Below are 13,808 nucleotides of genomic sequence, written 5' to 3'. Positions count from 1 at the left end.
TACCCGTCGACACCGAAGGAGATCAGTATTTCCACACGAAGCCCGGCCGACACCGCCGTCGAGGCGAAGCTCGCAGGTATGACGCGCGTAGACAAGATCGCGAGTCTTCTGATGCTTCACCTGCCGGGAACGGATGCCTCAGCGCTTGCGTCGTTCATGGAGACATACCAGCCCGGCGGAATGATCCTCATGGGCGACAACGTCGCCGGAACGATCGAGGACACCGCCGCGCTGACGCGGGCGGCCACGATCGATGCCGCGTTCCCGCCGCTGATCGCCATCGACCAGGAGGGCGGTGACGTCAGGCGACTCGGTGGGGACGACTGGGCGTCTTCACTGACGCTCAAGGACGCGCCCGCGATCGAGACCGAGCAGGCCTTCAGTGCCCGCGCCGAGCTCCTCGCTCACGCGGGCGTCAACGTGAACTTCGGCATCGTCGCCGATCTCACCGCTGACCCAGGGTCCTTCATCTTCCGACGCGCGCTCGGAACGGCTCCCGAAGCAGCCGCTGAACGGGTTGCAGCCGCGGTGACCGGCGAGAAAGCATCCGTGCTCTCCACCCTCAAGCATTTCCCCGGGCACGGCGCTGCTCCCGGCGACTCACACACGAGCGTGCCAAGCACCGGTAAAACGCTCATGGAGTGGAGCGCGACGGATGCCGTGCCGTTCCGGAGCGGAATTGACGCGGGCGCCCCTCTCGTCATGTTCGGGCACCTCCAATACGACGCGGTGGACCCTGTTCCGGCGTCGCTCTCTCGGGTGTGGCAGTCCATCCTCCGCGACCGGCTGGGTTTCGACGGCATCACGATCACTGACGACATGCTGATGCTGCGGGACACAGGGCTCGCCGAGTACCAGAACACCTCGGAGAACGCGATCCGTTCTCTCGCAGCGGGTATGACGATGCTGCTGTACGTTCTCAAGGCCACGCCCGCCGATGACGGCGCTGACCCGGCGGTCCTCGTCTCCGACATTTCGGCAGCGGTGGACGCGGGGCGGATCTCCGAGCAGCAAATCGATAACGCGGCCCGGTTGCTCCTATCCAGCCGGTTCGATCTCAGTCTTGAGGTCGACCCACTACGCTGACTCCGGTGCGCGGCAGGGTTGCCGCCCGAAGGAGCGATGAATGACGACCGATACCGTGCAGATTCCCGGCTACCGAGTGGGGAGCTGGGTCATCGACCCCGCCCACACGTCGATTGGTTTCAGTGTGCGCCACATCATGATCAGCAACGTGACCGGAACCTTCGACCGGTTCTCGGCCACGTTCGAGACGGGCGAGAATCCGCTCGATTCGCGAGTGACAGCATCCGCCGAGGTTGCGTCCGTGAACACGAACGAGCCCAACCGCGACGAGCACCTGAGAACCGGGGATTTTTTCGACGCCCCGAAGTACCCCACGATCGACTTCGTCTCGACCGGCGTGCGTGCCGTCGGAACCGCGTTCGAGGTTGACGGCGATCTCAGCATCCGTGGCATCACGCGACCGGTCACCTTCGACTTCACTTTCGGCGGCTTCGGCGAAGACACAGAGGGGAACTACAAGGGCGGCGCGGTCGCTCGCACCGTGATCGACCGTGAAGACTTCGGGCTTCGCTACAACGCGATCCTCGCGAACGGTGGCGTTCTTCTCGGCGAGAAAGTCACCATCACGCTCCAGTTCCAGGCTCGGTACATCGGCGCTTAGAGGTACGCATCACTCGCCGACGATCTCCTCATGAATGCGGCGCAGATCCTCCATCAGGGACCCGATGAGGAGCCAGTGCTCCGGGTGCGGGCGGGCGATCGTGAGTTGCGACGTCAGAACCGGCAGCTCTGCCGTTGTTGGCGCCTCGGTTTCTGCCGACTGCTCGACACGGGGTGCAAGCAGGAGCAGGTCGTGGGCCGCGCGCCGCAGCTCGGTCGCGATGGAATGCATCGACGGCTCCTCAACGAGCGAATCGTCGTAGTGATCGTGAAGTGCCCGAGTCATGCCGATCACCCGGGTGACGATCGGGGTGAGCCTGTTCAGGAGTTGTGAGGTCTCCTCCAGCCGGGTGCGATGCGCGCTTTTGCGGGGGTTGAGTGTCAGCGACTCCTCGCCCAGCCGGATGGACGATGCGGCAGATTCCCTCATCGGCCGAAGGAGTCGAGCCTCGATCATCAGGCGGTCGAGTGACTGCTGGGTCTGGGGAGTGGTGAGGGCAACCGCCAGCCGCTCCAGACTCGCGGCAAGTTCGGATGTCAGCAGGCCGGTATCGCGCTCTGCCGGCGCCAGCGCGACCGGCGGCACGATGAGGACGTTCACGATCACGCCGAGTGCTGCACCGATGAGCGTCTCCAGGATCCGGTCGAGGGCATATCCGGGAGTGGTGGCACCGAGGGCGAGAACGAGCATCGCGCTGATGGGAATCTGGTTCGCCGATCCCGGCGCGAGACGGAACGCCCAGCCGAAGAAGATCGAGACGACGATCGCGAGAAGAATCACCCACGCGTGAGTGCTGAAGAACAGACCGATCAGGGTCGCGATGACGACACCGGCGATCACCCCGACGCTGCGCTCGACCGCCTTGCCGAACGATTGGTTGACGCTGGGTTGAACCACGAGGAGGGCGGCGATCGCGGCGAAGATCGGAAGCTCGGAGGGGAGCAGGAGAACGGCCAGCAGCCAGGCGAGCACGGTTGCGACGGATGTCTTGACGACCTGGAGCAGGGGAACGCGGCTGGGCGCGCGGAGGAACGTCGGCAGTCGCAGCGCGGGCAGGCGTTTCACAATTCCACGCTACCGCGCGGCAGGGGATGCTTCGGCCGTGATGGTCACCGATACCGGCTTCTCCTTGAAGCGGCTATATTCCTCAGCCGCACGCTCGACCGCGCGCACGTGCTCCTCGTCCAGAGCGCAGAACGGCATCACCGCCACGTCGATGCCCCGAGCCTTCTCGCGGCGGGACCAGATGCCTGAGATCCGGCCGCCGATCACCAGCGTCGGCTTGAACACACCGTTTCTGCCGGGGACGATGAGCTCGGAGTGTTCCGGAGCGAGTGCTGCGGAGCGGTCCGTGTAGCCGAGCAGTTGCTCGTCGAACCCGGGCATCAGGTGCACGTCGGTCGCACCCTCCCCGGGCCCGGCGGCGTCGAGAACGTCGCCGGCTCCGTAGTACGTTTTTCCATCGATCGCTCTGGATGCCATGCGGTCACCGATGGCGGCGATCGCTGCGCGAACATCGGTGAGGGTGAGGTTGGCCCACCAGGCGAAATCGGCTTCGGTGGCCGGGCCGTGGCTGAGAAAATACCGTAACGCGACCGTGGTGATTGCCTCGCCCCGGTCGGGGACTGCTCCCGTGGCTGGTGCCCAGTCGTCGAGAAGCACGAACGCCTGCTCGGTGCCGATGAACGGTCCCTGACAGATCAGCCCGGCGTGCGCCAGCGCGGAGATGAGATGGTAGCCGCGTTGCCCGGTCGTCGGCTGGTCGGCCGCCTCGAACACGTCGAGCAGCTGTTTGCGAGTGAGCGGGCCGTTTTCGAGCGCGCGCGTGCCGGCATCCGTCGCTGCGATCACGTCGTCTGGAGTGATGCCGAGCTCCCGGTGACGGCTTGCGACGGCGGTCTGCAGCCTGTGCCGGGACAGGGGAAGGATCAACCGGAGGTCGTCGGGAGTCATTGCATGAAGGGTGCCGCGCATGGGCCAGCTGCGCACCAGCTCGCGGCGGTCGAACGCCGCGCGCACGTCGGACTCCGTCGCACCCGGCGTGCGGAGCCCGATCGACCACAGGACGCCCGGCAGGTCCTGTCCCTGCATCGCCGTGAGATGTGTCACGGTCTCGCTCGGCGTCGTCGGCTGCGGCCGGTGCACCCTCTGGGAGATCAGACGCAGACGAGCGAGCTGTGCGGGTGGGAGTGAGTCCATCGGCCCAGTCTGCCGTTCGCGGGGCGGGGAGTGAACTCCTGGCCGAAAGGAGGTGCCAGTGTCGGCGGTCTCGGGCAGGATGAGAACATGTGCGGACGATTTGCGATGGACAAGGAAACCGACGACCTCATCCGGGAGTTCATGGCCGAGACCGGCAAGTCGGCGCCGGAATGGACACCGTCCTGGAACGTCGCGCCGACCGACTCGGTGCCGGTGATCCGGGAACACCACGGAACCCGCCAGCTCGAATCGGTGCGCTGGGGCATGGTGTCGCCGAACTCGCCGACCTTCGGTGGGGGTAAACCCGTCATCAACGCCCGGATCGAGACGGTCGCGACCAACGGCTTGTTCAAGGGCGCGTTCGCGTCGTCGCGATGCATCGTGAGTGCGGCCGGGTACTACGAGTGGCAGCTCACCGAGAACGGCAAGCAGCCGTTCTTCATTCACCATCCCAGCCACGACGTCGCCATGGCAGGCATCGTGAAGGCCTGGCCTGACCGGTCGAAAGCCGACGACGATCCAGGCCGCTGGCGGCTGTCGATGGCGATCATCACGCGAGACGCCCATGTCGCACCGGGCGAAGTACACGACCGGATGCCCGCCTGCCTCACTCCGGAGAGCTACGACGACTGGCTCGGCGGCGACCTGTCGCCGGACGACGCCCTGAAGCTGCTCGACACGACCTCATTCGAGGTGGCGCACGACTTCCACTACTTTCCGGTGTCCAAAGCGGTGAACAGCGTCAAGAACGACGGCCGCCACCTCGTCGACCCGATCGAATTGCCCGATCAGCCTGAGACCCTCCCGGGACTCTAAACCAGGCCGAGTTCCTCGAGCTGCTCGAGGAGCCCCGCGCCGTCGGGGGCGAAAATCCATGGTGCCGCCGTCGTGTCGCGTTCCTCGGCCTTCGACCGGCCTCCGGCGAGGACCGCCTCACCGGGAGACAGCTGGCGGATGGCGATCGCGGCGACGCGCTCCGGATACTCTTCGGCGAATTCGCCGTAGATCTCTTCATCGTGCTGCCCGTCATCGCCGACCAGGAGCCAGCGGATGTCGGGGAACTCGGCGGCGAGACGACGGAGGTTGTCGGCCTTGTGCTGGCGTCCACTCCGGAACAGCCGGTCGTGGGTCGGCCCCCAGTCGGTGAGCAGGAGAGCGCCAGACGGATACAGGTGCCGGGAGAGGAACCGCGAGAGGGTGGGGGCGACGTTCCATGCTCCCGTCGACAGGTAGATCATCGGCGCCCCGGTGTGTTTGCGCACGAGGCGCTCGAGCATCACCGCCATACCGGGAACCGGGGTCCGCGCGTGTTCGTCAAGCACGAACGTGTTCCAGGCGGCGAGGAGAGGCCGGGGGAGCAACGTGACCATGACGGTGTCGTCGATGTCGGAGATGACGCCGAGACGCACCTCCGGATTCGAGATGAAGACGTTCGAGACGACAGGCCTGGAGTCCTCGCTTCGCAGGGTGATCTGCTGCCACCCGGGTTCGAGGTCGACGGGGATCTCGGCGTCGATGACGCCGCCGCGGTCAGCCTGCACGGTGTGGGATTCGTCACCGACGTCGATCGTCACTGTCGCCGAGACGACCGGGATGCTCGTGAAACTGCGCCAACCGCGCACACGCTGGGAGGGAGCGGCCGCCGGTGTGGCATCCGGTTTGGTGAGAAGCACCCGGGCGAGAACACGCAACAGTGTCGGCGAGCCGTAGCCGGTGTACGGGATGACCGTCGCGGTGAGGCCACGTTTGCGCCCGCGCCGTGCCCGCCAGTCGAGCCACGCGTCATCGATACGGGCTGCACGGTGCAGGGTCAGGGCTGCCTTGGACGCGCCGGGGCCGGGCTGCTCGCGGTTTCGCATGCTGACAGTCTGGCATGCCGGTATTCCTCCAGCGGGATCTACGGCTTCTCGATCGTGTTGGCGTCACCGTCGCCGGCGCGGTTCATGTGGCGTTCCTGCGTCTTGTTGAGCACCTTCTTGACGATGAAGACGAGCAGCAGGAATCCGGCGATGATTCCGACGAAGATGTAGCCGGCGTAGTGCAGCCGGTCCGCGAGTTCGCGGTAGGTGCCCGCCGCTGCCGACCCGACGGAGACGTAGGCGATCGACCAGAGAATGCACGCTGGCACTGTCCACGACATGAATCGGCGGTAGGTCATCGTGCTCATGCCGACGGTGAGCGGGATGAGGGAGTGGAGCACGGGAAGGAACCGTGAGATGAAAACGGCGATTCCGCCGCGCCGGTCGAGGTAGTTCTCGGCGCGCTCCCATTGCCGCGCACCGATCTTTCGTCCGAGCCGGCTCTCGCGAATGCGCGGACCGAAGTAGCGGCCGAGGGCGAAGCCGATGCTCTCGCCGGCCAACGCTCCGAGAATGACGACGACGACGAGTGACACGAACTGCCACGGCCCGTCGACTGCTGTGCTCGCAACGATGACGACGGTGTCGCCGGGCACGATAAGGCCAATAAGAACGGATGTCTCGAGCAGGATCGCGATGCCGGCCAGGGCGGTGCGGAGGACCGGGTCGACACCCTGAACGAGGTCAAGGATCCAGCTGAGAAACTCGTTCACCCGATTGAGCCTAGGGGAATCAAACGATGACGAGAAGCAGGGGAGGAACCACGAGAAGCGCTCCGGACACGACGAGAACGAGCGTGCGTGCTCCCGTGGACAATGGGGGCTGTGGGTGCATCAAACGTTGCACCCGGCTCCCGGCTACTCCTGGTGCGCTATCGCCCGCGTGCAGGTGCTCGAGCGTCGATCCGTCCGGGCGAGATGCCCCCTCCGAAGCGACGAGGGCGATCGCCGTTGCGAGCGTGGTGTCGTCGACGACACGGCGCGCCTGGTCGTCTGCGAGCATCTCCACGAGAAGCCCGACGGCGTTCTCGGCCCGATTGGCGATGGGGAACCAGGGCAACGCGCTGTGCCAGGACTTGAAGGCGACGAGGACGAGGTGGTGCTGTTGGCGGAGGTGTGCCCGCTCATGCGCGATGACGGCCTTCAACTGGTCTGGATCCAGAAGGGTCACGATGCCCTCGGACAGCACGGTGACTGACCGGGTCACCCCGGGCAGGCAGTAGGCAACGGGCGCGGGATGATCGAGGACCCGGGTACCCGGCCGGTCCGGCATCGGCGCGCTCAGCAGGTTCACGAGGGACAGGTGGCGGTTCCGTTGGCGTTCCGTGCGGACGGCGGTGAGGATGAGGTTGAGAAGCAGATGCCCGGCCAGCAGGACGGCGAGGCAGAGGGCGAAGATGTGACCGAGGTTCGCGGCCGGCGGGAGAGTGCCGTCGAAGAAGTGGCGCTGGAGCGCCGCGAGACCGGGCAGGAGGCTCGGTCCGAACGGGATCAGCCCGTAGGTGACGAAGGCGCCGATCATCGAGAGGCCACCGGCGAGGGCGATGGCCTGCCACAGAGCGAGCACGGTGCCGGGCGCACGGGACGGCCACTGTGCCCGAGCGAGAAGGAGGGGGACCGGCCAGGCCAGCAGGACGGCCAGGCAGGCGAGCACCACGGAGGTGAAGAACATCACGCTCGGAGTTTAGTGTTCGCTGCTGCTAGTTGGACTGGCGGGAGGGAGCACCGAGCAGTTGCCGCAACGTTTCAGCCTCGGCGGGCGAGACGGAACCGATGAAACGCGCTAGCGCTGCTTCTCGGTCCGGGGCTGCTCCGAGCACCTCGTGCATGAGACCGGCGGTGTGTTCTGCCCGGCTGGTCACCGAGCGGTACAGGTGAGGTCGCATCGAGCGGTCACGCGAGACGAAGTTCTTGGCTTCGAGCCGGGAGAGCACGGTCAGAACGGTCGTGACAGCAACGTCCTTCGCACCGGCTCGCTCACTGGCGTGCAGGCGGTCGCGAAGATCGTTTGCGCTCAGTGCGTCCTCTGCGTTCCAGAGCACATCCATAACCGCTCGTTCGAGATCTCCCAGTGTTGCCATGCCTCTACGATACCGGCTCCGCCGAAAGTTTTCTACAAACAGTAGAAGTAGTTCTACGGCGCGTAGAAATGTGTTCTACACTCGGGGGAGAACGTTTCTACACGGTGTAGAAATTCGCCGTGGAGGTGAAGTGAACGAGCTACTGGACCCACTGCTGCTGTCACGCTGGCAGTTCGGGCTGACGACGATCTACCACTTTTTGTTCGTGCCACTCACCATCGGAATGGCGCTGACCGTCGCGATCTTCCAGACCGCGTGGGTGCGAACGGGCAAGGCCCACTACCTCCAGCTCACTCACTTCTTCGGCAAGATCTTCCTCATCAACTTCGCCATGGGCGTCGTGACGGGCATCGTGCAGGAGTTCCAGTTCGGCATGAACTGGTCGGACTACTCCCGCTTTGTCGGCGACGTGTTCGGCGCCCCCCTCGCATTCGAGGGGCTGCTCGCCTTCTTCCTCGAGGCGACCTTCATCGGCTTGTGGATCTTCGGCTGGGACAAGCTGCCCGAAAAACTGCACCTCGCGACCATCTGGGTGGTCTCGATCGCCAGCATCCTCTCGGCCTACTTCATCATCGCCGCGAACGCCTTCATGCAGAACCCCGTCGCGTTCCGGATCAACGAGGAGAAGGGCAGGGCCGAGCTCACCAGCATCTGGGAGCTGCTCACCAACCCCGTCGCGCTTGCCGCATTCCCGCACACGATCTTCGCCTGCTTCATGGTCTCTGCGGGTCTCATCATCACGGTCGCCGCGTGGCACCTCTCCAGGTACCAGCACCTCGAGACGATGCGCCCCGCGCTCAAGTTCGGCCTGTGGTCCATGGTGGTCTCCGGTGCGCTCACCACCCTCGCCGGCGACCAGCTCAGCCTCGCCATGGTGGCAACGCAGCCGATGAAGATGGCCGCGGCCGAGGCACTGTACGTGACGTCTACCGGCGCGGACGCCTCCTTCTCGATCTTCACCCTGGGCACTCCGGACGGCGTGCACGAGCTCTTCTCGATCCGGATCCCCTACCTGTTGTCGTTCCTCTCGACGCACACCTTCGACGGAACCGTCGAGGGCATCAACAACCTGCAGGAGCAGTACCAGACCCTCTATGGTCCCGGCGACTACGTGCCGATCGTCTGGGTCACGTACTGGTCGTTCCGCTGGATGATCGGCATGGGCCTCCTGCACATCTTCGTCGCGATGGTCGGCCTCTGGCTCACCCGCAAGGGGCGGATGCCGTCGAACACGTGGGTGTGGAAGGCTGCGGTCTGGTCGTTCCCGCTCTCGCTCGGTGCGATGATCGTCGGCTGGGTCTTCACCGAGATGGGCAGGCAACCCTGGCTCGTCTTCGGGCTCCTCGAAACAGCGGACGGCGTCTCTCCCGGCGTCACCGGACTCGAGGTCCTGCTCTCGCTGACAGCGTTCACCGTGGTCTACGGATCCCTCGCCGTCGTCGAGTTCCGCCTCATCAAGAAGGCGGCACAACAGGGGCCGGCGGATACACCGGAACCGGACGCTGAAACCGGCAAACCCCTCGTCACCACGACGGTCTACTAGGAGGACATCATGGATCTCGGAGTTCTCTGGTTCTTCATCATCGCGTTCTTCTTCGTCGGCTACTTTGTGCTCGACGGGTTCGACTTCGGAGTGGGGATGAGCCTCCCGTTCGTGTCGAAGGATGACACCGACCGGCGCGTCGTCATCAACACCATCGGCCCGGTCTGGGATCTCAACGAAACGTGGCTGATCGTGGCGGGCGCGTCACTGTTCGCGGCGTTCCCCGAGTGGTACGCGACACTGTTCAGCGGGTTCTACCTGCCATTGCTGATCATCCTCATCGCCCTCATCCTGCGGGGCGTCTCGTTCGAGTACCGCCACCAGCGACCCGAGCTCGCCTGGAAGCGGCGCTTCGACAACATGATCGTGTGGGGCTCGGCGATCCCAGCCCTGCTGTGGGGTGTCGCGTTCGCCAACATCGTCCAGGGTGTTCCCCTCGACGCCGGGCACAACTACACGGGTACCGTCTTCGACCTGCTCAACCCGTACGCCCTTCTCGGTGGCGTCACGACGCTTCTCCTCTTCTTCACGCACGGGGCGCTCTTCCTCGCCCTCAAGACCGACGGTGACATCCGGGACCGTTCGCGCGCGCTCGCGACGCGTGCCGGCATCCTGACAATCGTGGTCGCCGCAGCCTTCCTCACCTGGACGGTGCTGGCGCACGGAACACTCCCTGCGTTCTTCGCCGCGGCCGCGGCCGCGGTCACCCTCATCGCTTCCGTGCTCGCGAACGCCCGCAAGCGCGAAGGCCTCGCCTTCGGCCTCATGGCGCTCACGATCGGCCTCGCGGTGATGACCCTCTTTGCGTCGCTGTTCCCGGCGGTCATGCCCGCGAGTAACGACCCGGCCAACAGCCTCACCATCGCGAACGCATCATCCAGCCCGTACACGCTGCAGGTGATGAGCTGGACGGCGCTGTTCGCGCTGCCGTTGATCCTCGCCTACCAGGGCTGGACCTACTGGGTGTTCCGCAAGCGGGTCACCCGCACCCACATCGACGGCGGGGCGGATGCCGGCGCGCAGCCGGTTCCCGACGTGGCGCACTAACCTGATCTCCGTGCGCCCCCTCGATCCCCGGCTTCTTCGTTACGCGGTCAGCGCGAGATGGTTCCTCGTGAGCGGCGCGGCCATCGGCGTCGCCACCGCGGCGTGCATCGTCGCCTTCGCCTGGCTGGTCACCGTGTGCGTCACCGGCGCGATCGACGGCCGGTCCCTCGAGGATCTGCTGCCCGAGATCGTCGCTCTGGTGGGCGTCGCCCTGGCACGTGCTGGTCTCGTCTACGCCCAGGACCTCGTTGCCGCCCGCGGCGCTGCACGGGTGAAGAGCGAGCTCCGGCTCGGCGTGCTCGACGCTGTTCGCCGCCTCGGCCCGGCCTGGCTCGCCCTGCACAGTGGCGGGCGAATCGCGACGCTGCTGGGCCGCGGCATGGACGCGCTCGACGACTATTTCTCGAAGTACCTGCCGCAGCTCATCCTCACCGTGATCGTCACCCCGGTCATGGTGGGCGTCATCTTCCTTCAGGACTGGGTTTCGGCGATCTTCATTCTCGTGACCCTGCCGTTGATTCCGCTGTTCATGGTGCTCATCGGCTGGGCGACCCAGGCCGTGCAGCGGCGGCAGTGGAGAGTGCTCGGTGACTTGTCCACGAGTTTCGTCGACACCCTGGGCGGCCTTGCCACGCTGAAGATCTTCGGCCGGGAACGCCGGCTGGTCGACCGGATGCGCACGATCACCCGGGACTACCGCGTGCAGACCATGCGCGTGCTCCGTGTCTCGTTCCTCTCGAGCTTCGCGCTCGAGCTCGCGGCGAGCCTTTCGGTCGCCCTCGTAGCCGTGTCGATCGGCCTGCGGCTGGTAGACGGATCGCTGGCACTCTCCGTCGGACTGTTCGTTCTGCTGCTCGCCCCCGAAGCGTTCCTTCCGCTCCGGCAGGTCGGCACCAACTTCCACGCCGCCGCCGAAGGTGTGGCCGCCGCCGAGGACGCGTTCGCCATCCTCGACGATGCGGCGAAGCTCCCGACGGATGCCGCGGCTTCCGTCGACAGCGCGGTCGACGCATCCGGGTCGCTCGCCCTCCACGGTGTCTCGGTCGATTATGGCAACGGACCTGTGCTCGATCCGGTGACCGCAGAATTCCCGCGGCGATCGATTACCGTGATCGCCGGGCCGAGCGGCGCGGGCAAGTCGAGCCTGTTCGCGGCGATCCTCGGCTTTGCTCGGTCGAGCGGCACCATCACCCTCGATGGGAACCGCGTCGCTGCTGGTGGTGGCGAGCGGCCGTGGCTCGCCTGGGCCGGGCAACGGCCCGCTCTCGTGGCGGGAACCGTCGCCGAGAACGTCGCCCTCGGTTCGCCCGCCGTGGACCACGAGCTTGCCCGGCACTCGCTCGGCCTCGCTGCCGCCGCCGACATCGATCTGGGCACTACCGTCGGTGTCGCCGGGTCCGGTCTTTCCGGTGGACAAGCCCAGCGCGTCGGTATCGCCCGCGCCATCTACCGCAGCCTTGAGCGGAACTGCTCCGTCGTGCTGCTCGACGAACCGAGCTCCGCCCTCGATTCAGCGACGGAGGCGGCGCTGCTCGACGGTCTCCGGACGCTCGCCGACGGCGGCCCGGCCGTGGTCGTCATCAGTCACCGTCGCGCGGTGATCGACCGTGCCGATGCCGTCATCCCGATCGAGTCCACTCTTCTGGCGGGTGTCCGATGAGCGCCGCGACGACGACGGGACGGATCTCGCCCGAGGTGCGGGCGGTGCTCTCCACCGCACAGCCACGAACCGCCGGCTGGGTGTGGGGCGTCGTGTTCGGCATCCTCGCGGCGTTCTCCACTGTCGCGCTGCTCGCGACGAGCGCGTACCTCATCACGCGCGCCGCCGAGCAGCCACCGATCCTGTACCTGTCGATGGCTGTCGTCGGGGTGCGCGCATTCGCGCTCGGACGCGCCTTCTTCCGCTACCTGGAGCGGCTCGCCAGCCACGACGCGGCCTTCCGGCAGCTCGAAACCGTACGCGTCGACCTCCTGCGCCGGCTGATCCCGCTCGCTCCTGACGGCCTCGGCCGCACCGGCCGTGGCTCGCTGCTGTCGTCGCTCGTCTCCGACGTCGACGAACTGCAGAACCTGCCCCTGCGCGTCGTCCAGCCGCTTCTCACCTCGCTCGGCGTCGCGGGGATCGCCGTCTGGGTCGTCGCGCTGCTGTCTCCGGCCGCCGCGGTTGGGCTCGCGCTCTCCCTGGTCGTCGCCTTCGCGATCGGGATCCTCGTCGCCGGCCGCGTCGCGGCATCCGCTGAACGCAGCATCGCGCCGAAGAGAGCCGCGCTCGTCGACGCTCTGCTCGACTACCTCGGGAGCCTCGACGTTCTGCTCGCGTACGGTGCTGAGGAGGGCAGCCGGCGCACGGTCGCGACAGCGGATGCCGCCCTCACGCGCGCGCTCACCGCGCGATCGCTCGGGACCGGTATCGCCGCGGCAGCGATGTCGCTGTTCTCGGGGCTCGCCGTCGCACTCGCGCTCATCGCCGGCATCCCGTCTCTGGCGCAGACCGGCACGGGCACCCTGACCGGTCCAGGACTCGCCGTGATCGTTCTCGTGCCGCTCGCGGTCTTCGAGGTCGTGGCATCCGTTCCCCTCGCGGTGAGCGCGTGGCGGCAGGTGCGCTCGAGTGCGGGGCGGATCGCGGATGTCGCGCCGACGGTCGTGCCCGCCGAGATCCCCGTTGCTGGCGGCGTCCACGACTGGGCGCCGGATCCGGCGGCACCGATTCTCGCCCTGAGCGACGCATCGGCTCGCTGGCCAGGAGCGGGTACACCGGCGATCCGGATTCCATCGTTCACGCTCCGGCGCGGCGAACGAGTTCTGATCGAGGGTGCCAGCGGCGCCGGCAAGACGACGCTCGCGCACCTGCTCGTGCGGTTCCTCGACCATGACGGGGACTACCGCCTGGCCGGCCAGGACGTTCGCGATCTTCCGCTTGAAGCGGTGCGGGATGTCGTGGGGCTGTGCGAGCAGATCCCGTACCTCTTCGACGAGAGCCTGCGCCAGAATCTCCTGTTCGCCAGAGATGAGGCGACCGACGCCGAGCTCCTCGAGGTGCTCGACCGGGTCGGCCTCGACGACTGGGCGGCGGCGCGCGGTGGACTGGACGCGCCGATGGGCGAACGCGGTTCGCTGGTCTCCGGCGGGCAGGCCCAGCGGATCGCGCTCGCCCGGGCTCTGCTCCGGGACTTCCCGGTGATCGTGTTCGACGAACCGACCGCGAACGTCGAAGCGGATCTCGCCGCTGAACTTCTCCGGGACCTGCTCACCGCTGGGGCAGCCGAGGAGCGCAGCGTCGTGCTGATCTCACACGGCGACGTGCCGTCGGACCTGCTCGACCGGCGTTTCATCGTCGCGGGCGGTGTGCTTCAAGAGCCCGTCACTGCCGCGGAGTGAGCGCCGTTTCGT

Annotated in this window: 13 protein-coding genes; 7 read left to right on the top strand and 6 right to left on the bottom strand. The window is 66.6% G+C overall.

From position 1 onward, the window contains the following. Positions 1–78: 78 nt before the first annotated feature. Both ACWA1Q_RS08115 and ACWA1Q_RS08110 read left to right on the top strand, forming a co-directional pair. Positions 79–1,086, top strand: a complete 1,008-nt coding sequence (locus ACWA1Q_RS08115; RefSeq protein ID WP_463756524.1) for a glycoside hydrolase family 3 N-terminal domain-containing protein — start codon at positions 79–81, stop codon at positions 1,084–1,086. Positions 1,087–1,126: 40 nt separating this feature from the next. Continuing rightward, on the top strand, positions 1,127–1,687 hold the full coding sequence (locus ACWA1Q_RS08110; RefSeq protein WP_463756522.1) for a YceI family protein: 561 nt from the start codon (positions 1,127–1,129) through the stop codon (positions 1,685–1,687). 9 nt (positions 1,688–1,696) lie between these two features. Here the strand turns inward: ACWA1Q_RS08110 and ACWA1Q_RS08105 are convergent, their stop codons facing one another. Together ACWA1Q_RS08105 and ACWA1Q_RS08100 are read right to left on the bottom strand one after the other, a co-directional pair. Then, positions 1,697–2,755 (bottom strand): FUSC family protein, encoded by a 1,059-nt coding sequence (locus ACWA1Q_RS08105; RefSeq protein ID WP_463760814.1) that lies wholly within the window; start codon positions 2,753–2,755, stop codon positions 1,697–1,699. Positions 2,756–2,761: 6 nt separating this feature from the next. Further along, positions 2,762–3,886 (bottom strand): winged helix DNA-binding domain-containing protein, encoded by a 1,125-nt coding sequence (locus tag ACWA1Q_RS08100; protein ID WP_463756520.1) that lies wholly within the window; start codon positions 3,884–3,886, stop codon positions 2,762–2,764. Positions 3,887–3,973: 87 nt separating this feature from the next. On the opposite strand from ACWA1Q_RS08100, the gene ACWA1Q_RS08095 reads away from it, so the two are divergent. Further along, a complete protein-coding gene (locus ACWA1Q_RS08095; protein ID WP_463756518.1) occupies positions 3,974–4,702 on the top strand; it encodes an SOS response-associated peptidase in 729 nt (242 codons plus the stop codon). Here ACWA1Q_RS08095 and ACWA1Q_RS08090 read toward each other — a convergent pair. From ACWA1Q_RS08090 to ACWA1Q_RS08075, 4 genes are read right to left on the bottom strand one after another with little or no spacing between them, the layout of a single operon-like run. Continuing rightward, positions 4,699–5,745, bottom strand: coding sequence for an App1 family protein (locus ACWA1Q_RS08090; protein ID WP_463756516.1), 1,047 nt, complete (start codon positions 5,743–5,745; stop codon positions 4,699–4,701). The genes ACWA1Q_RS08095 and ACWA1Q_RS08090 overlap by 4 nt on opposite strands. Positions 5,746–5,783: 38 nt before the next feature. Then, positions 5,784–6,458, bottom strand: a complete 675-nt coding sequence (locus tag ACWA1Q_RS08085; protein ID WP_463756514.1) for a DedA family protein — start codon at positions 6,456–6,458, stop codon at positions 5,784–5,786. Between the two features lie 19 nt (positions 6,459–6,477). Beyond that, positions 6,478–7,416, bottom strand: coding sequence for a M56 family metallopeptidase (locus ACWA1Q_RS08080; RefSeq protein ID WP_463760812.1), 939 nt, complete (start codon positions 7,414–7,416; stop codon positions 6,478–6,480). A gap of 28 nt (positions 7,417–7,444) precedes the next feature. Continuing rightward, positions 7,445–7,825 carry a BlaI/MecI/CopY family transcriptional regulator gene (locus tag ACWA1Q_RS08075; RefSeq protein ID WP_463756513.1) on the bottom strand — a complete coding sequence of 127 codons (381 nt, stop codon included), beginning with the start codon at positions 7,823–7,825 and terminating at the stop codon, positions 7,445–7,447. 130 nt (positions 7,826–7,955) lie between these two features. Here ACWA1Q_RS08075 and ACWA1Q_RS08070 point away from each other — a divergent pair, with 130 nt between their 5' ends. Genes ACWA1Q_RS08070 through cydC form a run of 4 tightly spaced genes read left to right on the top strand, consistent with a single transcriptional unit; the run spans position 7,956 to position 13,796 of the window. Beyond that, positions 7,956–9,368, top strand: coding sequence for a cytochrome ubiquinol oxidase subunit I (locus ACWA1Q_RS08070; protein ID WP_463756511.1), 1,413 nt, complete (start codon positions 7,956–7,958; stop codon positions 9,366–9,368). 9 nt (positions 9,369–9,377) lie between these two features. Further along, positions 9,378–10,415, top strand: a complete 1,038-nt coding sequence (gene cydB, locus ACWA1Q_RS08065) for a cytochrome d ubiquinol oxidase subunit II (protein ID WP_463756509.1) — start codon at positions 9,378–9,380, stop codon at positions 10,413–10,415. Positions 10,416–10,425: 10 nt separating this feature from the next. After that, positions 10,426–12,075 carry a thiol reductant ABC exporter subunit CydD gene (cydD, locus tag ACWA1Q_RS08060; RefSeq protein WP_463756507.1) on the top strand — a complete coding sequence of 550 codons (1,650 nt, stop codon included), beginning with the start codon at positions 10,426–10,428 and terminating at the stop codon, positions 12,073–12,075. Then, positions 12,072–13,796 carry a thiol reductant ABC exporter subunit CydC gene (cydC, locus tag ACWA1Q_RS08055; protein WP_463756505.1) on the top strand — a complete coding sequence of 575 codons (1,725 nt, stop codon included), beginning with the start codon at positions 12,072–12,074 and terminating at the stop codon, positions 13,794–13,796. The genes cydD and cydC overlap by 4 nt, the downstream gene beginning before the upstream one ends. Positions 13,797–13,808: the final 12 nt, after the last annotated feature.

The organism is Mycetocola sp. TRD_SC_2, from assembly GCF_055361225.1.
This window is presented reverse-complemented; position numbering and strand designations above follow the sequence as displayed.

Coding starts and splice junctions, on each gene's coding strand:
- ACWA1Q_RS08115 (WP_463756524.1), top strand. CDS start 79: ATGACGCGCGTAGACAAGATCGCGAGTCTTCTGATGCTTCACCTGCCG.
- ACWA1Q_RS08100 (WP_463756520.1), bottom strand. CDS start 3,886: ATGGACTCACTCCCACCCGCACAGCTCGCTCGTCTGCGTCTGATCTCC.
- cydB (WP_463756509.1), top strand. CDS start 9,378: ATGGATCTCGGAGTTCTCTGGTTCTTCATCATCGCGTTCTTCTTCGTC.
- ACWA1Q_RS08090 (WP_463756516.1), bottom strand. CDS start 5,745: ATGCGAAACCGCGAGCAGCCCGGCCCCGGCGCGTCCAAGGCAGCCCTG.
- cydC (WP_463756505.1), top strand. CDS start 12,072: ATGAGCGCCGCGACGACGACGGGACGGATCTCGCCCGAGGTGCGGGCG.
- ACWA1Q_RS08080 (WP_463760812.1), bottom strand. CDS start 7,416: ATGTTCTTCACCTCCGTGGTGCTCGCCTGCCTGGCCGTCCTGCTGGCC.
- ACWA1Q_RS08075 (WP_463756513.1), bottom strand. CDS start 7,825: ATGGCAACACTGGGAGATCTCGAACGAGCGGTTATGGATGTGCTCTGG.
- ACWA1Q_RS08095 (WP_463756518.1), top strand. CDS start 3,974: ATGTGCGGACGATTTGCGATGGACAAGGAAACCGACGACCTCATCCGG.
- ACWA1Q_RS08110 (WP_463756522.1), top strand. CDS start 1,127: ATGACGACCGATACCGTGCAGATTCCCGGCTACCGAGTGGGGAGCTGG.